14 protein-coding genes and 1 pseudogene are annotated in these 23,516 nt (G+C 57.5%); 11 read left to right on the forward strand and 4 right to left on the reverse strand.

Annotated features, from left to right (window positions below):
- Positions 1 to 235: 235 nt before the first annotated feature.
- Positions 236 to 886: pseudogene (locus SOP97_RS08370) on the reverse strand (transposase); the annotation flags it as partial.
- Between the two features lie 132 nt (positions 887 to 1,018).
- On the opposite strand from SOP97_RS08370, the gene SOP97_RS08375 reads away from it, so the two are divergent.
- On the forward strand, positions 1,019 to 1,639 hold the full coding sequence (locus SOP97_RS08375; protein ID WP_003152807.1) for a tyrosine-type recombinase/integrase: 621 nt from the start codon (positions 1,019 to 1,021) through the stop codon (positions 1,637 to 1,639).
- A gap of 275 nt (positions 1,640 to 1,914) precedes the next feature.
- Here SOP97_RS08375 and nirD read toward each other — a convergent pair whose 3' ends face one another.
- Positions 1,915 to 2,286, reverse strand: a complete 372-nt coding sequence (gene nirD / locus SOP97_RS08385) for a nitrite reductase small subunit NirD (protein ID WP_274088267.1) — start codon at positions 2,284 to 2,286, stop codon at positions 1,915 to 1,917.
- Positions 2,286 to 4,829 carry a nitrite reductase large subunit NirB gene (gene nirB, locus SOP97_RS08390; RefSeq protein WP_322948907.1) on the reverse strand — a complete coding sequence of 848 codons (2,544 nt, stop codon included), beginning with the start codon at positions 4,827 to 4,829 and terminating at the stop codon, positions 2,286 to 2,288. The genes nirD and nirB overlap by 1 nt, the downstream gene beginning before the upstream one ends.
- A gap of 606 nt (positions 4,830 to 5,435) precedes the next feature.
- Between nirB and SOP97_RS08395 the strand changes: the two genes are divergently transcribed.
- The 6 genes from SOP97_RS08395 to cobA all read left to right on the forward strand — a co-directional run bounded on the left by SOP97_RS08395 (position 5,436) and on the right by cobA (position 15,651).
- Positions 5,436 to 9,554 carry a bifunctional nitrate reductase/sulfite reductase flavoprotein subunit alpha gene (locus SOP97_RS08395; RefSeq protein WP_322948926.1) on the forward strand — a complete coding sequence of 1,373 codons (4,119 nt, stop codon included), beginning with the start codon at positions 5,436 to 5,438 and terminating at the stop codon, positions 9,552 to 9,554.
- Positions 9,555 to 9,772: 218 nt separating this feature from the next.
- Positions 9,773 to 10,966: a CmpA/NrtA family ABC transporter substrate-binding protein gene (locus tag SOP97_RS08400; RefSeq protein ID WP_322948908.1), complete on the forward strand. Its 1,194-nt coding sequence runs from the start codon at positions 9,773 to 9,775 to the stop codon at positions 10,964 to 10,966.
- 15 nt (positions 10,967 to 10,981) lie between these two features.
- Positions 10,982 to 11,557 carry an ANTAR domain-containing response regulator gene (locus SOP97_RS08405; protein WP_322948909.1) on the forward strand — a complete coding sequence of 192 codons (576 nt, stop codon included), beginning with the start codon at positions 10,982 to 10,984 and terminating at the stop codon, positions 11,555 to 11,557.
- A gap of 360 nt (positions 11,558 to 11,917) precedes the next feature.
- Positions 11,918 to 13,132, forward strand: a complete 1,215-nt coding sequence (locus SOP97_RS08410) for a nitrate/nitrite transporter (RefSeq protein ID WP_274088263.1) — start codon at positions 11,918 to 11,920, stop codon at positions 13,130 to 13,132.
- 10 nt (positions 13,133 to 13,142) lie between these two features.
- A complete protein-coding gene (locus tag SOP97_RS08415) occupies positions 13,143 to 14,810 on the forward strand; it encodes a bifunctional protein-serine/threonine kinase/phosphatase (protein ID WP_274088262.1) in 1,668 nt (555 codons plus the stop codon).
- Positions 14,811 to 14,886: 76 nt separating this feature from the next.
- Positions 14,887 to 15,651, forward strand: coding sequence for a uroporphyrinogen-III C-methyltransferase (gene cobA, locus SOP97_RS08420; protein WP_274088261.1), 765 nt, complete (start codon positions 14,887 to 14,889; stop codon positions 15,649 to 15,651).
- Positions 15,652 to 15,779: 128 nt separating this feature from the next.
- Here the strand turns inward: cobA and SOP97_RS08425 are convergent, their stop codons facing one another.
- Positions 15,780 to 16,115: a YegP family protein gene (locus SOP97_RS08425; protein ID WP_003118434.1), complete on the reverse strand. Its 336-nt coding sequence runs from the start codon at positions 16,113 to 16,115 to the stop codon at positions 15,780 to 15,782.
- 1,057 nt (positions 16,116 to 17,172) lie between these two features.
- Here SOP97_RS08425 and SOP97_RS08430 point away from each other — a divergent pair.
- From SOP97_RS08430 to SOP97_RS08445, 4 genes are all read left to right on the forward strand, one after another.
- Entirely contained in the window at positions 17,173 to 18,177 is a 1,005-nt protein-coding gene (locus SOP97_RS08430) for a helix-turn-helix transcriptional regulator (RefSeq protein WP_322948910.1), read from the forward strand.
- A gap of 78 nt (positions 18,178 to 18,255) precedes the next feature.
- Positions 18,256 to 18,525, forward strand: coding sequence for a hypothetical protein (locus SOP97_RS08435; RefSeq protein ID WP_322948911.1), 270 nt, complete (start codon positions 18,256 to 18,258; stop codon positions 18,523 to 18,525).
- Between the two features lie 20 nt (positions 18,526 to 18,545).
- The gene (locus SOP97_RS08440; protein ID WP_322948912.1) at positions 18,546 to 21,797 is read left to right on the forward strand and encodes a DUF726 domain-containing protein; all 3,252 of its coding nucleotides are present in this window, start codon (positions 18,546 to 18,548) and stop codon (positions 21,795 to 21,797) included.
- Complete coding sequence (locus SOP97_RS08445) at positions 21,797 to 23,500, forward strand: LeoA/HP0731 family dynamin-like GTPase (protein ID WP_322948913.1); 1,704 nt, start codon at positions 21,797 to 21,799, stop codon at positions 23,498 to 23,500. Before SOP97_RS08440 ends, SOP97_RS08445 begins: the two co-directional genes overlap by 1 nt.
- Positions 23,501 to 23,516: the final 16 nt, after the last annotated feature.

Below are 23,516 nucleotides of genomic sequence, written 5' to 3' on the forward strand. Positions count from 1 at the left end.
GCGTAAGGGCGGCCAAGAACCGGAGGACGATGAGCCGTTCTGATTTCATGGCGACGACGGCCTGCTACATGGCTGCGTGTGGCAGGTCTTAAACAACTGAACTGGGCTAGCGAAGGAGTGGGGGCAACAGCAGCTGCGCTGGTAGACTTATCCACAGTTGCTGGTAACAAAATCAGCAATCCGCCCTGGGTCAAATTTCAATCGGCAGGGTGGGTCAATTTTCCATCAGCGCCAACATTTCAATCCCCTGAAGCTCTTTCATCTGCGCTTTGAGCTTGGCGATTTTATCTTCCAGGCTGGCAGTGTCTGGCGCGGAGGCGCTAGGAATCTGTCGATCAGCCGCATCGAGCGATGCCAAGTAACGGCTAATGCTCGTCTCGATTTCTTCCATGCGCCGCTTCAGTTTGGCGCTGGTGAAATTCCGGTCTCGGTTGTTCACCGCCTTGAATTTACTGCCGTCGATGGCGACTAGGTTTTCGCTGAACAATCCCAACTGCTGGCAGAGCAAAACGAACTGGCGGCATACACCGCGAATGGCTTTGCTGTTGTCTTTTCGGAAGTTGGCGATGGTCTTGAAGTCGGGCATCAATCGCCCGGTCAGCCACATCAGCTCGACATTGCGTTGGGCTTCTCGCTCAAGGCGTCGGCTCGATTGGATGCGGTTTAGGTAGCCGTAGATATAGATCTTCAGCAGGATCTCAGGGTGGTAGGCAGGTCTGCCGGTTTCGGCTGGAATGACACCATCAAAACCTAGCGTGGCTAGGTCGAGTTCGTCGACGAAGACATCGACCACACGTGCCGGATTGGTATCGCTGACGTAGTCGTCGAGGCTTTCGGGAAGTAAGGTACTTTGACCTCGGTGTTCACCCTGGATAAACCGTTTCATGGGCGTCCCTTGCGCTGAGATTCTCGGAAATCATAGCAAGGGTTTACCGATGCGTTTTTACACACTCTGGGCCGGTTAGCGACCACTTCTCAGGCTAGCCATGCTTGTCCTCCCACATGTGGAGGACTTGCCATGAACATCACTGCTACCTGCACCCGCCGGCCCTGGAACAAAGGAAAGTTGGTCGGACAGAAAACCCCGCTCCGGCTGAGAGATATCTGGGCCATCCGAGTAAGGCTTCAGCTTGCAGAACGAACCCGGGATCTGGCTTTGTTCGATCTGGCCATCGACAGCAAGCTTCGAGCCTGCGACTTAACCAAGCTCCGTGTATGCGACGTTGCTCATGGCGAGCATGTGTCATCACGAGCAATGGTTATGCAGCAGAAAACGAAGCGACCAGTGCAGTTCGAAATTACTGAGCAAACACGGTCTGCTCTCGCGGCCTGGATACACCAAGCCCAGCTCCGTAGCCAGGACTGCCTTTTCCCGAGCAGGCTGCACACCTCAGACCATCTATCCACTCGTCAATACGCTCGTATCGTCAAAGGCTGGGTGCAAGCCATTGGCCTTGATCCGGCCATGTATGGCACTCACACAATGAGACGTACAAAGGCATCACTGATCTATCGCAGGACAAAGAACTTGCGGGCCGTTCAACTTCTGCTTGGCCATACGAAGCTGGAGAGCACCGTTCGATATCTTGGGATTGAGGTCGACGACGCCTTGGAAATGGCAGAGCAGACCGAGGTTTGACCATGTATAGCGACGGTCGAAGTCAGGCCGTCGCTAACCGGCCAACACCGGCCATTCAGCGTCTACGGATTCTGGGTCAATTCACTGCGACTTAACCCAGCTCCGCTCACGAGACATTGCCCATGGAGAGCACGTGTCATCGCAAGCCATTGTGATGCAGCAGAAAACTAAGCGGCAAGAGCAGTTTGAGATTACAGAGCAAACGCGGACGACTTTAGAGGCCTGGATAATTCGGACTCATTCAATCAACCCCAACCGTACTCTCGAGTTTTACTTTAAGGAAACGCCACCTCGACGGCATCGCCATTAAAGCGCACCGGCCACACGCTCAACGCCTGCTTAGGATATTCCAGGCAGGTACCGTCCTCCAGGCGAAAGTGTTGTTTGTACAGCGGTGCAACCACCACTAAGTCCCCGGCCAAACTGCCCACCAGGCCACGGCCAATCACATTGGCTCCCGACTTCGGGTCGCGGTTATCAATGGCGAACAAACGCTCACCTTCCGGCTCGTTGGGTAGGTAGAACAGCGCCACTTGGACGCCCTCCAGCAAGGCCACTACACCAGAGTTGGAGACTAGGTCCTGACGGGTGCACAGTGTTTTCCAGTGGGTGTATTGGGCAGCTACGACGGCATTGGCTTGGCTCATCAGACGATCTCCTCGGCGGCTATCAGGTGCAGCTCTTCTGCACGAATTGGACGGCGTTGGCCGCGTTCTTTGACGAAGTGAATATCAGGGTCAGCGCCGTTATCGTTGACGAAGGTACGGAAGCGTTTGAGCTTCTCTGGATCTTTCAGGGCGTTGGCCCATTCGCATTCGTAGCGTTCGACCACCAACTGCATCTGCCCTTCCAACTCGGCAGCCAGACCCAGGCTGTCATCGATAATCACAGCCTTCAGGTAGTCCAAGCCACCCTCCAGGCTTTCGCGCCATACAGAGGTGCGTTGCAGCTTGTCGGCGGTGCGGATATAGAGCATTAGGAAGCGGTCGATGTAGCGGATCAGAGTGTCGTCATCGAGGTCGGTGGCGAACAGTTCAGCGTGCCGCGGGCGCATGCCGCCGTTGCCGCTGATGTACAAGTTCCAGCCCTTCTCGGTGGCGATTACGCCAACGTCTTTGCTTTGCGCTTCGGCGCATTCCCGGGTGCAACCGGATACCGCAAACTTGAGCTTGTGCGGCGAGCGCAGGCCCTTGTAGCGATCCTCAATCAGCAGGGCCATTTGCACACTGTCTTGCACGCCATAACGGCACCAGGTACTGCCCACGCAACTCTTCACCGTGCGGGTGGACTTGCCATAGGCGTGGCCGGTTTCAAAGCCGGCGGCAATCAGTTCCCCCCAGATATCTGGCAGCTCGTGCAGTTGCGCGCCGAACAGGTCGATACGCTGGCCGCCAGTGATCTTGGTGTACAGATCGTACTTTTTCGCCACTGCACCAATGGCAATCAAACCATCTGGGCTGATCTCACCACCGGGAATACGCGGTACCACCGAGTAGGTGCCGTTCTTCTGCATGTTGGCCATAAAGGTGTCGTTGGTGTCTTGCAGCGGCACCAACCATGATTCCTGAATTTGCCGGTTCCAGCACGAGGCTAGAATGGAGCCCACAGCGGGTTTGCAGATGTCGCAACCGAGGCGGCCTTTGCCATGGCGGGCCAGCAGTTCGTCGAAGGTTTCGATGCCTTCCACGCGCACCATGGAGTACAGCTCCTGGCGGGTGAAAGCAAAGTGCTCGCACAAACTCTTGTCAACGCTAACGCCACGGGCCGTCAACTCATGCTCGAACACCTGCTTAAGCAAGCTGGCGCAACCGCCGCAACCGGTGGCGGCTTTGGTCTGTGCTTTAAGGCCGGCAAGGTCGCCGCAACCAGCGTCGATGGCGCAGCAAATCGCGCCTTTACTGACGTTATGGCAGGAGCACACGGTGGCCGTAGCTGGCAGGGCATCAACGCCAAGCGCCGGTGCGGCTTCGCCAAGGGGCAGAATCAACGACGAGGGGTCGGCTGGCAGAGTAATGCCGTTTTGTACGTATTGCAGTAGGGTGTCGTAGTAACTGTTGTCGCCCACCAGCACCGCGCCCAAGGCTTGTTTGCCATCGGCGGACACCACCAAGCGCCGGTAGCTGCCTGTGGATTCATCAATAAAGCGGTAGCTACGCGAACCGGCGATGGCGCCATGAGCGTCACCGATGGAACCGACATCTACACCAAGCAGCTTGAGCTTGGTGGACATGTCGGCGCCCATAAACGGAACGGCCGTTTCGTCACAGAGTTGCGCCGCAACGCTGCGGGCCATTTGGTAACCCGGCGCAACCAAACCAAATATGCTGCCACTCCAGGCCGCGCATTCGCCGATAGCGTAAATGTTGGCATCGCTGCTACGGCATTGGCTGTCGATGGCGATACCGCCACGGGCGCCTAGCTCCAATTCGCATTGTTTGGCCAAGGCGTCCTGCGGGCGGATGCCAGCGGAGAAAACTATCAGATCTGTTTCCAAGAACTCATCGTTGGCGAAGTTCATGCGGTAGCGGTATTCGCTGCCGGCGGAGATCGACTGGGTACCGCGAGACAAATGCACGCTAACGCCAAGAGCTTCGATACGCGACTTCAGAGCGTGGCCGCCGTGATCATCCAACTGCACCGGCATCAAGCGCGGGGCGAACTCCACCACGTGGGCTTCCAGGCCCAAGCACTTAAGGGCGTTTGCCGCTTCCAGACCGAGCAAACCGCCCCCCACAACCACGCCACGACGGGCGTTCTTGGCGGCGGCTTGGATAGTATCGAGGTCGGTCAGGGTACGGTAGACCAAGCGCGAGTCGCCGGCGGCACCTTCAATCGGCGGCACAAAGGGGAACGAGCCGGTGGCCAGTACAAGCTGATCATAGGGCACGCAACCATTGGCAGTAATCACCTCGCGGCTGGCGCGGTCGATTTCCAGCACCGGCACGCCCAGGTGCAGGGTGACGCCTGGGGTTTGATACAGCGCCCAGTCGCCAAGGGCGAGGGATTCGGCATCGCGCCCACCGAAGTATTCGGACAGGTGCACACGATCGTAGGCGCGCAGCGGCTCTTCGCTGAACACATGAATCTGGTAGCGGCTCAACGCGCCGCGTTCCACCAACTGCTCTACGCAGTGGTGACCAACCATGCCGTTGCCGATGACGACTAATTGCTGAAGATCTTTGCTGTTCATGTGTACACCCGCCAACGCCGCTACAGTTTTTTTTGAGCAAAAAAAACGCCTGGAACCAAAAGGTTCCAGGCGTCTTTGCCTGTTCGTACTGCCGGCCTAGTAAGCCTGACGCAGTCCTTGTCACCCGGGCCTGTCTCAGCCAACGATCGCCATTGATCGACGGGGTGTCTCACCTGCGCAATGGCAGTGAGTTCATAAAGACTATGCAGTGGCTGTGCCAGAATTTTATTTGCACCCTGAAAACGCCGTATTTACGGGCTTTCCCTCCAAGCAGGGGAATTACCTCACGTGCCAATTCAGAGCTAAAACAGTGCAGTTTTCGACCTACCGCCCCAACGTGACGCGACTTAGGCATCACACAGTACCTGTGGGAGAGGCTTCAGCCTCGATGCTTTTAAAGTCAAAACTCGCGACTGAAGCCGCTCCCACACAACCGCACACGAGCTTGCGACACTTTTGGCCCAGCCATTGCTAAGTACAAGCAAGGCCGTCAACGATGATGGCCAACACATTCAAGCAATACACACGACAAAGGCGCCGTGCAGCCCCCGTTGAAAGACGAGGAGCAGCATGGCGCCTTTGTCGTTTCTGCAGGTGGATACGGCGATGGCAGCACTACCGACAACCAGCAAAACCGTACGTAGCGTATGCCCCTACTGCGGGGTGGGCTGCGGCATTGTTATGCAGGTGGAAGACAACCTGATCGTCAACGTTTCCGGGGACAAACAGCACCCCAGCAACTTCGGTCGCCTGTGCACCAAGGGCAGTACCTGCGGCCAAGCCGTGGTCAACAGTGGGCGCATGGAGCACGCGTTTATGCGCCAGGAGCGCAACCTTTCCCCGGTGCGCGTGGCCATCGACCAAGCCATCGACGCTACCGCCAGCCGTCTGTGCAGCATCATCGACGAGCACGGCCCGGATGCCGTAGCCCTGTATGTCAGCGGGCAAATGTCCCTGGAGGCGCAGTATCTGGCCAACAAGCTGACCAAGGGTTTTATTCGTAGCAGCCATATCGAATCCAACTCGCGCCTGTGCATGGCCAGCGCCGGCAGCGGCTACAAACAATCCCTCGGTGCCGATGGTCCGCCCGGCTCCTACAGCGACTTTGAGCACAGCGATGTGTTTGTAGTGATCGGCGCCAACATGGCCGACTGTCACCCCATTCTGTTTCTGCGCCTGCTCAACCGGGTTAAGGCCGGGGCCAAGCTGATCGTCATCGACCCACGGCGCACCGCCACTGCCGACAAGGCCAGCCTGTACCTACAAATCGCCCCAGGCACCGACCTGGCGCTGCTCAATAGCTTGCTGCATGTGCTGGTGAAAAACGGCCATACCGACCCAGCGTTTATCGCTGAATTCACCGAAGGCTGGGAGGTAATGCCGAGCTTTCTTGAGGACTACTCGCCCGAGAAAGTCGCCGCCATTACTGGTTTGAGCGCGGCCGATATTCGCCAGACCGCGCAGTGGATTGGTGAAGCAGAAAACTGGATGAGCTGCTGGACCATGGGCCTCAACCAGAGCGTGCAAGGCACCTGGCACACCAACGCCCTATGCAACTTGCACCTCGCCACCGGCGCCATTTGTCGTCCAGGCAGCGGGCCGTTCTCCCTTACCGGCCAACCCAATGCCATGGGCGGCCGCGAGATGGGCTATATGGGCCCCGGCCTACCTGGCCAGCGCTCCGCCTTGGTGGCCGAGGACCGCGCGTTTATTGAACGGATATGGGCCCTGCAACCCGGCAGCCTTCGGAGCGAAGGTGGCGATGGCACGGTGGCCCTATTCGAGGCCATGGCCGCCGGCGAAGTAAAAGCCTGTTGGATTATCTGCACCAACCCGGTAGCCAGTGCGCCCAATCGCAAAACCGTGATTGAGGCACTACAAAAGGCCGAACTAGTGATCACTCAGGACGCTTACCTGGACACCGAAACCAATCGCTATGCCGACATCCTGTTGCCCGGCGCGCTGTGGGCGGAAGCCGAGGGGGTGATGATCAACTCCGAGCGCAACCTCACCCTAATGCAGCAAGCCGTAACTCCGCCAGGCGACACCTTGGCCGACTGGAAAATTATCGCCCGCGTGGCCTGCGCCATGGGCTACAGCGAAGCGTTTAGCTACAACAGCGCCAGCGAAATCTTTGAAGAAATCAAACGCTGCTGGAACCCCAAAACCGGCTACGACATTCGCGGTGCCAGCTATGAACGCCTGCGCGAGCAACCGTTGCAATGGCCCATTGCCGATAGCGACGCGGCCACGCGTAACCCACTGCGTTACTTGAATAATGACACCAGCCAAACCCTGAAACTGGCCGCAGACGGCAGCCAACCGGCACTGGTGTTTGCCACCGACAGTGGCAAGGCGCAGTTCTTTGCACGCCCCCATTTGCGGCCTGCAGAACTGCCCGATGAGAACTTCCCCCTGATACTCAATACCGGTCGCCTGCAGCACCAGTGGCACACCCTGACCAAGACCGGGAAAGTACCCACACTGAACAAGCTCAACCCCGGCCCCTTTGTGGAAATTCACCCCAGCGACGCCACCCGCCTGGCAATTAGTGAACGCGACGGCGTGGAAATTCGTTCCCGCCATGGCGTGGCGGTGCTACCGGCCTTAATCAGCGACCGCGTACGCCCAGGCAACTGCTTTGCGCCCTTCCACTGGAACGATGTGTTTGGCGAACAGCTGGCCATTAACGCTGTGACCAGCGACGCCATTGACCCCGTATCCCTGCAGCCGGCGTTCAAGTTTTGCGCCGTTAGCCTACAAGCCGTCAGCCGTGCGCCGTCCCCTCAGGGGACCACTGTTTCCGAGGAGCTCGCCCCCATGCAGACCAATGCCTTTGCTCGCCTGCTTAACCTCGACACCCCGGCGCAGTTGCAACTGAGCGCCGCCGAGGAGCTGTATATGCAGGGCTATCTGTTGGGCCTACGCAGCCTGGAAGGGCGTGTAAGTGGCGTGCCCACCCTGCCCGCCAGTGCACCGCTAACGGAAAACAAACGCCTGTTGCTGGATGGCATGTTGGCGGGGCTGTTTTCACGCCAAACCGCGGGTCTGGATATGCCCAGCCATGCGCTGCAACTGCTCAGCGCAGCACCGGCAGAAGTCATCGCCCCGCAGTGGTTGGTGCTGTGGGCCTCACAAACCGGCAACAGCGAAGATCTGGCCGAAACCTGCACACAGCGCCTACGCAGTAAAGGCCAACGCGTGCGGATGATGGCCATGGATGACGCCAAGCTGGAGGACCTATGTGGCGCCGCCGGCGTACTACTGGTGACCAGCACCTTTGGCGATGGCGAGCCACCGGACAATGCCGCCAGTTTTTGGGCTAGCCTGGAAAACGCCGAAGCCCAAGCCTTGGCCAGCAGCCGCTACAGCGTGTTGGCCCTGGGCGACTCCAGTTACGACCAGTTCTGTGGCTTTGGCCGCAAGCTGGATGAGCGCCTAGCAGCCCTCGGCGGCGAATGCCTGCACGCGCGCCAAGAGTGCGAACCGGACTATCAACAAGCTGCCGAGCAGTGGCTGGAAAAAATCTGCATAGCCTTGCCAAGCGGGCCCATTGCCGCAGTGGAAAAAACCTCCAACTTGCTGCCAACCCCCATCGAAAGTAGCCGCTACAACCGTCACAACCCGCTGATCACTCGGTTGCTAGAAAACCGCATTCTCAACAGCCAGGGGGCGCAGAAGGAAACCCGCCATATCGTCTTCGACCTCGGCGACCACGACTTCCCCTACCAAGCCGGCGATGCCCTGGGCGTATGGCCGAGCAATTGCCCAGAGCAGGTCAATGCCCTTCTCAAGGCCTTGCAGCTCGATGGTGATTGCAGCGTTGAGCTCAAAGAACAAACGCCCATGACCCTGCGCATGGCCCTAGAAGAACACTTGGAAATCGTCCGCATCACCCCTCAGCAGCTGCAGTGGGTATGCGAGCGCTCCGCCAGTCCGCTCTTGGAAGAGCTGCTGCAGGGCGGAGACCAAGCCGAACTCAAGGATTGGCTCTGGGGCCGTCAGTTGCTCGACCTGTTGTTGGAGTTCCCAATCCCCCTCAACAGCGATGAACTGCTGAGCTTGCTCAAGCCGCTGCAACCGCGCCTGTACTCCATTTCATCGAGCCCTAAAGCGCACCCAAACCAAGTGCATATCACCGTTTCTACCGTGCGCTACCAGCACCAGAACAAGCAGCGTGGTGGCGTCTGTTCAACCTTCCTAGCCGACCGTGCAGAGGGCCGGGGCGCACGGATATTCCTGCAACGCTCGGCGCACTTTCGCCCCCCACAAGACCCGCAGTTGCCGCTAATCATGATTGGCCCAGGCACCGGCATCGCGCCTTTCCGCGCCTTTCTGCAGGAGCGCCAAGCCCAGGGCGGTTCTGGCAAAAACTGGTTGTTCTTTGGCGAACAACGCGCCGTAAGCGACTTCTACTACCACGACGAACTACGTACCTGGCAACGCAGCGGCCTGCTCAGCCGCCTAGACACCGCCTTCTCCCGCGACCAGGCAGAAAAAATCTACGTGCAACAACGCATACTCGAAGAGGGCGCGCTGCTGTGGAGCTGGCTGCAACAAGGCGCCTCGGTATGCGTCTGCGGCGACGCCGCACGCATGGCCAAAGACGTCGACGCAGCCCTGAAAAAGATCGTGCAAGTACACGGAAAAATGAGCAGCGGCGCCGCCACCCTGTACGTCAGCGGCATGAGCAAAGAGCGACGGTATTTGCGCGATGTGTATTGATGCCCACGCTTGCGGGGATCGCGACTGAAGTCGCTCCTATGCAGATCAAGAGCCGAACCCGCCAAACACAAACTCGGCACAGCAATTGCTGTTCTTCCCGCTAAGGTCGCCAGTCAACGCCACGTGGCGACCTTATTGACAACTGCGTCGTGCTACCCGGTTGATAACCCGCGGTAGGGACATCGTTTTTTGTGGTCTAGGTTTTCAGGAACACCCCTATGAGCGATGGCCTGCTTATGCACTCTCTGGCCTGGGTAGCGGGCAGCGATGCCCCAGAAAGGAACGTCCTCAATATCGGCTACATGCCGCTTAGCGACTGCGCCTCCGTGGTCGTAGCGGCCACCCAGGGCTTTGCCCAGCCCTATGGCTTAACCCTCAACCTCAAACGCCAGGCCTCCTGGGCTGGCATCAATGACAAGCTTATAAGCGGCGAACTGGACGCCGCCCACAGCCTGTACGGCATGATCTACGCCATTCAACTGGGCATCAGCGGCGCCGCTGCTACCGATATGGCCGTGCTTATGGGTCTGAACCAGAACGGCCAGAGCATCAACCTGTCGCAACCACTGAAAGAGGCTGGTGTGACCAGCGCCAGTGCACTGCAACAGCGCGCGCACCAAAGCGGCACAAAACTTACCTTCGCCCAGACCTTCCCCACCGGCACCCATGCCATGTGGCTGTATTACTGGCTGGCCAGCCAGGGCATTCACCCGCTGCAGGATGTAAACAGCGTGGTGGTGCCGCCGCCGCAAATGCTCGCGCACCTGGAAGCAGGGCGCATTGATGGCTTTTGCGTGGGCGAACCCTGGTGCGCCAATGCCGTGGAGCATGGCCAGGGCTTTACCCTGACCACCAGCCAAGCCATCTGGCCGGATCACCCGGAAAAAGTCCTGTCCTGCACTCGCGAATTTGTTGAGCAAAACCCCAATACCGCCCGCGCTCTGGTGATGTCGGTGTTGGAAGCCAGCCGCTTTATTGAGGAAAGCCACGAGAACCGTCGCAGCACAGCACAACTGTTGAGCAGCAGTGAGTACCTAGATGCGCCGTTATCCAGTGTCGAACCGCGCCTGCTGGGCGAGTACAGCGATGGCCTGGGCAATCAATGGCACGACGCCAACGCCCTGCGCTTCCATAACAACGGCGCTGCAAACTTTCCCTACCTCTCGGATGGCATGTGGTTTCTCACTCAGTTCCGCCGCTGGGGTTTGCTGCGCCAGGACCCTGACTACCTCGCCGTAACCTGCCAGGTGCAACAAACTGAGCTGTACAGCGCCGCCGCAACCGCCCTGGATATTCCTGTGCCTAATGCCACCATGCGCACCAGCCGCCTGCTCGATGGCAGCGTTTGGGACGGTACCGACCCTGCCGGCTATGCCCGCAGTTTTAACCTGCATGCCCTCAATGATCACTGACAGGAGCTGGCCGCTATGCTGCGTATCCTGCTGATCAATGACACCTCGAAGAAGGTCGGGCGCTTGCGTACGGCCTTGAGCGAGGCGGGCTTTGAAGTGATCGACGAGTCAGGGCTGACCATCGACCTGCCCGCCCGCGTGGAAGCCGTGCGTCCGGACGTGGTATTGATCGACACCGAGTCGCCAAGCCGGGATGTGATGGAACAAGTGGTGCTGGTGACCCGCGACCAGCCACGGCCGATTGTGATGTTTACCGACGAGCACGATCCCGGCGTGATGCGCCAGGCGATCAAGTCTGGTGTGAGCGCCTATATCGTCGAAGGCATCCATGCCCAGCGCTTGCAGCCGATCATGGACGTGGCCATGGCGCGCTTTGAAAGCGACCAAGTGCTGCGCTCGCAACTACACGCCCGCGACCAGCAGCTGGCTGAGCGCAAACGGGTTGAGTTGGCCAAGGGTATGTTGATGAAAATGAAAGACTGCAACGAAGAGGAGGCGTACACACTGATGCGTCGCCAAGCCATGAGCAAACAGCAGAAGCTGATTCAGGTGGCAGAGCAGATTATCGCCATGACTGAGTTGTTGGGCTAACCGTAGGAGCGGTAGCTGCGCGGTGCGCACCCTACAAAATCAAACGCAGAGCCTGCTCCACAACACAGCACACTGCACCAACAGTGGCTCTACACAGCCTAAAAGTCTCTGCAAATAAAAGTAAAACCATTGCCTTAGAGCTCTCCAGCCTAATTGGCACACAACCTGCTTATGTATCAGCACAGGTAGCCAACGGCGGTTGCCCCACCACGACAAAGACGTCGCACTTCCCCTCGCTAAAGCGAACTTGGGATTGCGGCGTCTTTTGCGTTTATGGCCTTGGAAACGGGGCCTGGTGGGCAGCTCTCAAAGCTACCCACCTGCAAACACAACTACCTATTTGCAGATGAGGTACTGGGAATGAACACCAACAGTTTCTGGAAAGCCGGCCACACCCCCACGTTGTTTGCCGCCTTTTTGTATTTCGATTTGAGCTTTATGGTTTGGTACCTGCTAGGCCCAATGGCAGTACAGATTGCCACTGACCTGCAACTAACCACTCAGCAACGCGGATTTATGGTGGCTACGCCGATTCTGGCTGGCGCCCTGCTGCGCTTTTTGATGGGCATACTGGCGGATCAGTTGTCGCCAAAAACCGCCGGTATCTTCGGCCAAGTGGTTGTGATTGGCGCACTGCTGGTGGCTTGGCAGTTGGGCATCCACAGCTATGAACAAGCACTGCTGCTCGGTGTGTTCCTCGGTATGGCCGGTGCTTCGTTTGCCGTAGCCCTACCGCTGGCATCTCAGTGGTACCCCGCGGAACACCAAGGCAAGGCCATGGGCATCGCCGGCGCTGGCAACTCGGGCACCGTGATTGCCGCTTTGGCTGCCCCGCTGCTGGCCGCAGCCTTTGGTTGGAGCAATGTGTTTGGCCTGGCGCTGATCCCACTGGTGCTGACGCTTATCGCCTTCACCCTGATGGCCCGTAACGCTCCAAACCGCAGCAAAGCTAAATCCATGGCCGATTACTTCAAGGCCCTGGGCGACCGTGATAGCTGGTGGTTTATGTTCTTCTACAGCGTCACCTTTGGCGGCTTTATCGGCCTAGCAAGCGCCCTACCCGGTTATTTCCACGACCAGTACGGCCTCAGCCCAGTGACCGCCGGCTATTACACCGCGGCCTGTGTATTCGGTGGCAGCCTGATGCGACCTCTAGGCGGCGCCCTAGCCGACCGTTTTGGTGGCATTCGTACCTTGCTGGGCATGTATGCCGTGGCCTCCATCTGCATTGCTGCGGTGGGCTTTCATCTGTCTAGTTCGGTGGCGGCATTGGCCTTGTTCGTTAGCGCCATGCTGGGCTTGGGTGCAGGTAACGGTGCAGTGTTCCAACTGGTGCCACAGCGCTTTCGTAAAGAGATTGGTGTGATGACCGGCCTGATCGGCATGGCAGGAGGAATCGGCGGTTTCCTCCTGGCTGCAGGCCTGGGTGCAATCAAACAGAATACCGGCGACTACCAAATCGGCCTGTGGTTATTTGCCAGCCTGGGCGTGATTGCCTGGTTCGGTTTGCACGGTGTGAAAAAACGCTGGAGAACCACGTGGGGTTCGGCTGCCTTTACCGCTGCACGGGTCTGAGTAAACCGCCATGGGCTTGCATCTGAGCTACGCCGAAAGCAGCGCCAGCGGGCCGCGCGTGGAGAACCAGGATGCGGTGCGTCTGGTCACTCCGGCGCCATCGCTGGCTGGCAGCAAGGGTTATTTGTTTGCCTTGGCTGACGGCGTTAGCCAATGCGCGGACGGTGGCTTGGCTGCCCGGTCAACCTTGCAAGCACTGGCTCACGACTACTACGCCACGCCGGAAACCTGGGGCGTGGCGCAAGCCCTGGACCGTCTGTTGCTTGCACAAAACCGCTGGCTGCATGCCAATGGCGGCGGCCAGCCGCTGCTCACCACCCTCAGTGCTTTGGTGATGCGCGGTCGGCACTTTACCCTCGCACATATCGGCGATTGCCGGGTGTACCGCTGGTTTGCCGGGCAGTTACAGCGCATCAGCGAAGACCACGTGTGGGGCCAACCGGGTATGCAGCATGTGCTCAAGCGCGCCATGGGCTTGGAGCAGCATGTGGTGGTGGATTACCTGGATGGCGAGTTGCGCCTTGGCGAGAGCTTTCTGCTGGTCAGCGATGGCATTTGGGCCACCCTGAGTGAGGCCTCAATTGCCGGTATTCTGCGTGATGAACAGCAGTTGCAAGCGGCCAGCCAGGCCCTGGTTAGTGCTGCCCATCAAGCTGGCAGCCAGGACAACGCCAGTGCCGTGCTGGTACGGGTCGATGAATTGGGTGAGACCAGCTTGGGCGACGCTCTGGGGCAGCTGGATCAATGGCCACTGCCACCATTGTTAAAGCCCGGGCAAGTATTTGAAGGCTGGCAGGTGGAGGCCCTTGTGGGGCAAAACCGCCAGTCTGTGCTGTACCGCGTGCGTGACAACCAGCAGCAACCCTGGCTGTTAAAAACCCTACCTGCCAGCCGGGACAGTGACAGCACAGCCGGGAATGCCCTGTTACAGGAAGAGTGGTTTCTGCGGCGCGTGGCCGGACGTTACTTTCCCGAGGTGCACCACGCCAACCAGCGTCAGCACCTTTACTATCTGATGCGCGAACACCCCGGCATCACCTTGGCCGAGCACTATCACGTGCACGGCAACTTCGGCCTTAATCAATGGCTGGGAATCGCCTCGCTCCTGTTACGGGCGCTGGGCATGCTGCACCGACGCAACATCGTCCATCGCGATATCAAACCGGAGAATCTGCTGCTCAATAATGATGGCGAGCTGCGGGTGCTGGATTTCGGTTTAGCCTATTGCCCTGGGCTTTCCAATCAGGCACTGGGCGAGTTGCCCGGCACCCCCAGTTTTATTGCCCCGGAAGCCTATGCAGGCGCGCCGCCCAGTGCTGCGCAGGACCTCTATAGCGCCGGCGTTACTCTGTATTACCTGCTTACTGGCCACTACCCCTACGGCGAAATCGAGGCCTTTCAGCGCCCGCGCTTTGGCACCCCGGTGGCCGCCAATCGCTACCGCCCAGACCTTCCAGAATGGCTGGTGAAGAACCTCGACAAAGCCCTGACCAGCGACCCCACCCAGCGCTTTGAAACCGCCGAAGAGTGGTTATTGGCCCTGCAGCAAGGCGAACACCAACCCAGCACTCGACACCGGCCATTGCTTGAACGCGAGCCGCTGAAAGTGTGGCGAGCACTGGCGCTGGCCTCACTACTGGTCAATGGCCTGCTGTTGATTTGGTTGCTGCACGCATGACTTCAAACAGCACAATATCGCAGCAAAGCATGCAAGCTCGCTGCGCCGTATACACAGCCCTGATTAGGAAGACCCCATGAGCGCAAAAGTCTGGTTGGTGGGTGCCGGTCCCGGTGACCCTGAATTGCTCACCCTGAAGGCCTTGCGCGCCCTCAATAGTGCCGACGTGGTGATGATAGACGACCTAGTTAACCCGGCAGTGCTCGAACACTGTGTGAACGCCAAGGTTATTAGCGTCGGCAAGCGCGGCGGTTGCCGATCTACCCCGCAGGAATTCATCCACCGCTTGATGCTGCGCTACGCCCGCCAAGGCAAGTGTGTGGTGCGCTTGAAGGGCGGCGACCCTTGCATTTTTGGCCGTGGCAGCGAAGAGGCCGAATGGCTGGGCGCCCACGGAATTGAAGTGGAGCTGGTGAACGGCATCACCGCAGGTTTGGCCGGCGCCACCCAATGCGGCATTCCCTTGACCTTGCGCGGAGTTGCCCGTGGCGTCACCCTAGTCACCGCCCACACCCAGGACGACAGCAGCCTTAACTGGCAGGCTCTGGCACAAACCGGCACCACACTGGTGGTGTATATGGGCGTGGCCAAGCTGGAAGAGGTACAACGGGAATTGATGGCCGGTGGGCTTGCTGCCAGCACACCGGTGGCCATGATCGAAAACGCCTCCCTGCCCCATCAGCGCGAGTGCAGAAGTGATTTGGCAACCATGAGTGATGCAGCACAGGTTTTCAGGCTCAAGTCACCGGCGGTGATAGTAATAGGCGAGGTCTCAGGACTAGGGCACGTGACGAGGGCGTGCCAAGAGACCAGAGATCGCGGTCTAGCGGGGGGAGGTTAGAGTGAACTGAAATACTCTAACCGGCCAGAAGCGGTCGATCACATCCGAGCAGGGAAAAGCGGCTATTAAGAATACTCAGCCGCCCATCTCAACGAAATGCCCAAGTGATTTTGAACAGACCGAAGCGATTAATTGCCCACCTCAACAACCTTAGCGTCGGGTGCGTGGTTTTTCACCGACTCGATACCCTTGTCGCGTGAGGCTTCGGAGGCATATGACTGGCTCGTCCCGACTACTTGGTGATTACCCGCCTTAAGGTTGAACATAAACTTGTCAGCCCCGCTGGCCTTACGCTCGTAGCGTGCATCATCAGGCGCATTTTTTTTGACTGACTCGACTCCATTTAGACATCCAGACTTATCCTTGTAGCCCTCGCTGGCCAGAATTGCTTGGCCATTGTTGGCTTTGAGCCGAAAACGAAATTCACCCGCTTTGTCGTTGTATATTTCAAACGTCCCAGACATATAGCTATTCCTTATTTTTGGCTTTCATGAGATCCATCGATACCGCTGCGGTCCAAAAAATGACTGTTTGCCCATTAGAAATATGGTTTCTGTGTGATGCTAGCCAGGCAAAATCGATGCTCCAGCTTCAGTAGAACTGCATGACAAATGCACCATAACCCAAGAGCTAAACCAGATTTTTGAACAGTCAAAGTATAGACACAGATCTCAACACGGCTCGATTTCTTCGTCGAGTGAAGAGCCCAGCTTTTGCAGAGATATCCGAGCGGCTGCTTTTGGCCAATTCTGTTGAAAAAGTCGGTTTGCCCAAACGGCCCCAGTCGTGACCGATGAAAACGCCTTTTCCGTGCGTTGCTACGTGAAATCTGAGCTCGCAAACCTCTGCCGACTTTTAAGATTTCAATCTCATGCGCCAACTTTTCCACCGTGGTAACCAAGGCCGACTTTTTCAACAGAATCGGCCGGAAGCAGCCGATATAAAGCTGAATATAGGTTCATCGGCGATGGAATAACCAAAACCCCAAAATGGAGACTGATGTCAGCGGTCTTAAGTAAGAATATTGCCGCGCCGTGTTAGGTTCATCGATTGAAGATGATCCTAACGAGCAATGGGAACAGTGGCTGCTATCGACTGTAGCTTCAACAAAAGCGACGCATGCATGAGCGAGGCGGACAGCTGAGTATCAGCAAGATACCGCGACAGGATTTGACGCTATGACTGGGTATTGTCTTATACAGCCGCCAGAAAAAAGGAGACTCGGCGAATGAGAAAGGCTCTGACCCACTGCTGCCCCCATTGTGAGTGGCAGCAGACGTTGATGCTCGAAGATGTGGAGAGAGGCATGAACGTGCTCTTCGATCACTGCCCACGGTGCCGCTCGCATGGCCTTCTAAAGCGCCAAGCAAGCCGCCTAGAGACCCTAGCGGCTAGTGCCGCTCTCTCAGGCACAATCGTCACCTGCCGCCGGCATGGCAAATTGCCACTGAAAGGTTTAGATTCGCCATATAAGTGGCGCCAACAAAGCTCACTCCATCACAGTATGACAGGGAAGTAATTATGGCCGAGGCAAAGGACACGCTCCTAAGGCTCATCGCTCTGCTACGCCTGATCCCACGAACACCAGGTCGCATAGCGACCACAACCTTGCTGGAGAAGCTCAAGGATGATGGTTTCTCGGTAAGCCTGCGCACAGTTCAACGCGACCTTGAGCGACTCTCTATTCCGTTCGCCCTACAGCGTGACGAGAGCTCCCCGTCATTTCGCTGGAGCCTGTCGGAGAATGCGCCTATCGATTTGTCGGCCATGGATACCCCAACTGCACTGGCGCTATACCTCGCAGAGAGCCACCTGCAAACACTGCTCCCGCAAAGTGTTCTGGATCAACTCGGCCCCCAGTTCCGCATGGCCCGCAACTACCTCGACAATCTGGAAAACAACGGTCTAGCGCACTGGGCGCAAAAAGTTCGGGCGATCCCCAACGGCAAGTCCCTTCAGCCCGCGCAAATCGCCCCATGCGTCTGGGATCAGACTTCTACTGCCTTACTAGAGCGTAAGCAGTTGCAGATCAGCTACCTGAGCCGCAGCAAGAGTGAACTGAAGCGACTGCTGGTTCACCCAACCGGCCTGGTTTCCCGCCACGCCATCAGCTACCTGATCGGCAGCGTCGACGGCTACGACGATCTTCGCCAATTCGCCCTACACCGCATTCACCAAGCCGAGTGTCTGGAAGCCCCTGCTCGCGCCCGTGACGACTTCGAGATCGAGCGCTACATCCGCCAGGATCTCAACACCAATAAACCCATTGAGCAGGTGGAACTGGTCGCCGACGTATCGCCGCAGATCGCCTGGCTACTCGGCGAGACGCCATTGAGCCCGCAGCAAAGCCTAGAGCAGCTGCCAGATAGCGACTGGAAACGCCTGCGCGCCATCGTGCCGGACGATCAGGAGACGCTGTGGTGGGCGTTTGGGTTGGGGGAAAACATGAGGGTGCTTGAGCCCTGGGCATGGGCCCAGAGCATCCGGCACAGAGCCACCAAAGTGGAGGAGTTGTATGCACGGTAAGTGCAACAGCGCGGATTAGGATATTTAACTAAACGAGCCTTCTAGCAGAAATTCAACCAAGGATCAGATAGGTAAATCATGGGTATCGTAGTTGGTATTGTCATCTTTCTCATTGTGCTTGGCGCCGCCGCTAGCCTTATCGAGCGCGGAGCCGCATCGCGGCTATTGCGCCCTTACATCGGCCTGCTACTAATAGCCGCACTGATCGCCGGCCTTGGCGTGATTGTGGGTTTTCTTTTCAGCGGTCTGCAGGACTTCTTTCTCATCACCGCCAAGATCATCGCCGTATTCGCCTGCGCGGGCTTGTGCCTGCATTTGATCGTCATAGTCGCCAAGCGCTGGCTGTAACTCCCTGCTAAGGAAATAAGATGATCAACGCCTTCAGCTTCCAAGCGTCGCCAATCGCCAATCCAAGCACGACAGAAGCCAATATCTTCGTTCACGGCTACAGCGCCGGGCATAGCGATGAGGATAAAAAGCTCTTACTCGACAAAATTCCGGGTCAACTTCGGCACTACACCAATATCTTCGCGTTCTGGCCCTCGAATCACTACCTCCATTTCGACAAGTCGTCGCTCATGGCATTTGGTACGGTAGGCCTGAGTTTGATGACCGGAGGCCTAGCGTCCCCCCTTGCTTATTCGAGCCTTGCAGGTTCTTTCGCCAAGGACCGGCGAAAAAGCTTTACGGACGCCCGCTCTCGGGCAGAAAGGATGGGTGCCGTATTGCTTGAGCAATTAGGCGAATATCTGCGCCACAATCATCCACAGATCGAAACGATCAACCTGATCGGCCACTCGCTCGGAGGCCGACTGGTCGTCAACAGCCTGAAAACCTTTACCAAGAAGCAACGGCTAGCGATCAATGATGTCTTGCTGATGGCCGCCGCGGTCGAAGTCACCCCTGACGAAGCACAACAAATGCGTGGTTTGCTCCAGGGGCGACTGATCAATGCTTACTCCAAGGCAGACCGAACCCTTCTGCTGAATTGGGGGGAGACCTGCCTCGGGCGTAACGAGGTCGAGCATTTCGAGAGCGTGGAAATGGAAGACTTCGGCCATACCCACTATTGGGAGCGGCTGCAGGATGTGCTGAACAAAACCAAGTTCAAAACTTCGATAAAAAACTCAGCGGTGCCTGCGCAAGAACCTGCCTACGCCACGACCGCTCATACCTCCCCGCCTGAACAATCATTCGCAGAGTCACCCATGACGACACTTGACCTGAAGGCCCCAGGCGACATTTACCAGCACATCAACGAGGAATTGGCCCGCATCATCGACTCATTGAGAGTGCAGTCGAACGACCCCACCCTGGCCCAAGCGAAAAGCGATGCGCACTCGCGGCTTACGCAGTACCAAACAGCGTTAGAAAAACAGCTAGCCAAACTGCAAAAAAATGCCGAGTGGAATACCTTCACCATTGCCTTCTATGGCGAAACCGGCGCAGGTAAATCGACCATCATCGAGACCCTGCGCATTCTACTGCAGGAACCTAAAAAGCTCGCTAGCCAACAGGTGTTCTGCGAACTGAAAAGCCAGTACAACCTGAGCGAGGAAAGCCTGCAGAACCTGCAACTGGCCATTGCCCAAACCGATGCCCAGCTCCACGAACTAGCGCAGCAGCTGAGCGCCACGCTGCAGCACTACGAACAACCGTACAAGCAAACCCTGGCGGCCATCGACCAAGCCGACGCCCACAGCAACGAGCGGGCAAAGCAGCTGGGCAGACAATTCCAGCAGCATGAACAGCTCTATGGCAGCGCCCTTGATGCTGTCACGCAGCTCCAGACCCTTCTCGCCGAGCGTAAAAAGAACGCTTCTCTCTGGCAGAAGCTGTTGAATCTGTTCAGGAAAACGCCGGAAGAAATCGAGCTAGACCAAGCAACTGTCACACTCTCGGAAGCCTCCGCGACGCGTGATAGAGCAGCATCGACCCTAGGCGCCGAAGAGCAGCAGGCCAGGCAGGAGCGGCTCGCACTGGAGCGGCAGCTAGGCGAGATCGTCGCGGCCCGCGACAACGACATCGCAACTCTTGTCTCCCAGCAGACCGAAGCGGAACACAACCAGCAAGGCCTCATCCAGCAGCGCCAGAAACATGAAAGCCAGTTAGCACATCTACTGGCTGAACTGGAGAAACAGGCCGACGGTGAAATCATCGGTGACGGCAGGGCCGATTTCACCCGCCAGACACAGCGTTATGACCTCGTACTGAACGGCCAGCCCTTCGCCCTGCTGGATGTGCCTGGCATCGAAGGCAAGGAAGGCCTAGTGCTAAGCGAGATAGAGAGCGCCGTCCAGACCGCGCACGCGGTGTTCTATGTCACCAATCAGCCCGCACCACCACAAACGGGTGACCAGCAGCGCCAAGGCACGCTGGAGAAGATCAAGCAACACCTGGGCGCGCAAACCGAGGTATGGACAATTTTCAACAAAAAGATCACTAACCCTAAGCAGTCACTGACTGGCCGGCCACTGACCTCCGACGACGAGAACACCAGTCTGATCGGGCTAAACGAAAAAATGCGCGAGCAACTCGGCAAGCACTACCGCGAAGTGTTCCCGCTCACCGCACGACCTGCGTTCCTAGTTTCGACGGATCACTTCGCCCCAGAGTCTAAGAACGCCAGAGATCGCGACAAGAGTCTCACGGACTTCAGCTGCGACGAACTTTTGGAAAAGTCCCGTGTGCGCGCCTTTCTACAGTTGCTCGACGACCAGTTGCTCCACGACGGTCAATCCAAGATCACTCGGGCCAATTTCAACAAGGCCAAGAAATCGCTCGACCAGACTAGCCAAACCCTCTCCGGAGTTCAGCAGACCCTGGCTACGCTAGCAGAAGAACTTTCCCAGGAAGGACAAAGCGCCAAGAGCCAGTTGAACAGTAGCTTCCAGGCCCTGAAAAAACGTGTGGAGTCGTGCGGTGAAACCTTGATCGACGATTTCACCAGCAAGGTGCGCAACAACATCTATGCGCGTATAGCGAACGACATCAGCAACGATGCCTTCAAGGATGCATTACACAGCCAGTTCGAAACTCAACAAGAACACTTGGGCAAGCAACTTCCCAGCGTCGTGAGCGCAGAGGTCGGAAAATTCCAACAAGCCGCCGATGACATCATCACGCGCTTCGAAGAGCATGCCAAAGAGTTGGCCGCCAGCTATGAAAAACTCGGCAGCACACGGTTCAACGAGAAATTCGACCTCAAAATAAAAATCGACAACGGCATTAAGGTTGCTGGATTACTGGGTGGCCTTGCCGGCCTCGCACTGGCGCCTTTCACCGGAGGAGCCAGCTTGTGGCTCGCCGGGGCCGCTGTCGTTTCCGTGCTCGCCTCCATCGGTAAGGCCGTCTGGGGTGCCCTCAGCTCCGATTACAAAAAATCCCAACAACGCGAAGCTACCGAGAAGAACCTGCGCAGCGCCACCGAGCAATTGCGCAATGCGCTGCGCGACAACTTGGAAAAGGCCCTGTCCGAAATGCAACGTACTATTCACCAGTTAGACCTGGCACTTGAAGCACCAGCCAAACAGGCCGCCGCACAGGTACAAGCTCTTGATAGTTCTACCAGCCGCCTGAAAGCCCTATCCCGCCAAATCGAAACCGCAGGAAAACTGTAATGGAACACACCCTCGACACCTTCAAAGCCCAGCAGGCAAGCGCGCTGGAGCTTCTCGGCAAGCTGCAACATTTCCTCGGTCAGGGCGTGGCAGCCGGTGTGCCTATCGACCCAGCCTTGAACAACAAGCTGCAAGCTGCCATCGACAGCGTATCCAGCGAAAAACTCAAAGTCGCTCTGATTGGCGGCTTCTCCGAAGGCAAAACCTCAATCGCGGCGGCCTGGATGGAGAGACTGGATAAATCCAGCATGAAGATCAGCCACCAGGAGTCCTCCAATGAAGTGAAGGTCTACGAAGTCGGTGAAGACTTTGTCCTGATCGACACGCCCGGACTATTCGGCTTCAAAGAGCAGGAAAACGCCGAGACCCACGCCATCGAGAAATACAAGGACATCACCAAGAAGTACGTGAGCGAAGCTCACTTGGTGCTCTATGTGATGAACTCGACCAACCCCATCAAGGAAAGCCACCAGGACGACCTGACCTGGCTGTTCCGTACCCTGGGCCTGCTGCCGCGCACCATTTTCATTCTCAGCCGCTTCGACGAGGTGGCCGACGTGGAGGACGAACAGGCATACCAGGAAGGCCTGCAGATCAAGCGCGACAATGTGACCGGCCGCCTGCGCGAGCTGATCAAGCTGACCGAGCAGGAGGTCACCGAACTGTCCATCGTCGCCGTGGCCGCCAACCCGTTCGACTGGGGAGTGGAGCACTGGCTGGCCAACGTCGAACAGTTCAAGGCGTTGTCGCATATCGCCACACTGCAGTCGGCCACTACCGACAAGATCCAGCAAAATGGTGGCAATGCCGCGCTGGCCAACGAGATGCGCGCCAGCGTGATCCGTGACGTACTCAGCAACCAGTTGCCGGTCGCCATCGAAAACGACCAGAAGGTATCCCTTGAAGTAGGCAAGCTCCACGAACTCAACGCCCGCCTCGCAGCGCAGTTGGCAGGAACCGGGCAGCAAATTGAAGATGCACGCAATAGCCTACGCGAGTTCGCCATGCGCTATTTCGCTGATCTAATCCTACAGGCCAAGGGTTGCAGCCTGGAAACCTTTGGCGACTTCTTCGAGCGAGAAGTCGGAGCAGAAGGCATCATCCTGGCCACACGTATGCAGGCCGAGTTCAGCCGCCAGACTCAATCCATCACCCTTGAAATGCAAAAAATGCAGGTCGGCTTCGATAGTGAGGTCAACCACTTCAACACCACCGTCAAGGCGCTGGGCAAGCAGGGCATCAATCACGTGCTCAAGGGCAACCTAATCAACAACACCACGGTACTGGCAGCCCGCGACGGCATCGTCACCATAGCCAAGACAGTGGGCATGGATATCGGAAAATACCTAAAATTCAAACCCTGGGGTGCCCTAAAGTTCGCCAAGGGAGCCAACGGTGCACTAGCCTTTATCGGTGTGGCTCTCGAAGCCTGGGATAGCTGGGAGCAATACAAGCGCGAAGAGGCGTTCAAAAAGGCCATTACAGAAATGGTCAGTAACTTCGAACAGCAGCGCCAGGACTTTCTAGATCTCGTGAACTCCGAGCGCTTCAAAGAAGAGTTCTTTCCCGACTACCTGCTGCTCGCTAACCGCCGACAAGAGCTGCAAAACAATCTGGATGAAAGCCGCACGCGCCAGCAGCGCTTCCATGCATGGCGCGTCGAAGCAGAGACTATAGACGCGGAATTCAGAGCACTTGATTGAATCTCGGTAACATCTA

The sequence above is a fragment of the Pseudomonas spirodelae genome, assembly GCF_034653255.1.
GTDB classification, from domain to species: Bacteria; Pseudomonadota; Gammaproteobacteria; order Pseudomonadales; family Pseudomonadaceae; genus Aquipseudomonas; species Aquipseudomonas spirodelae.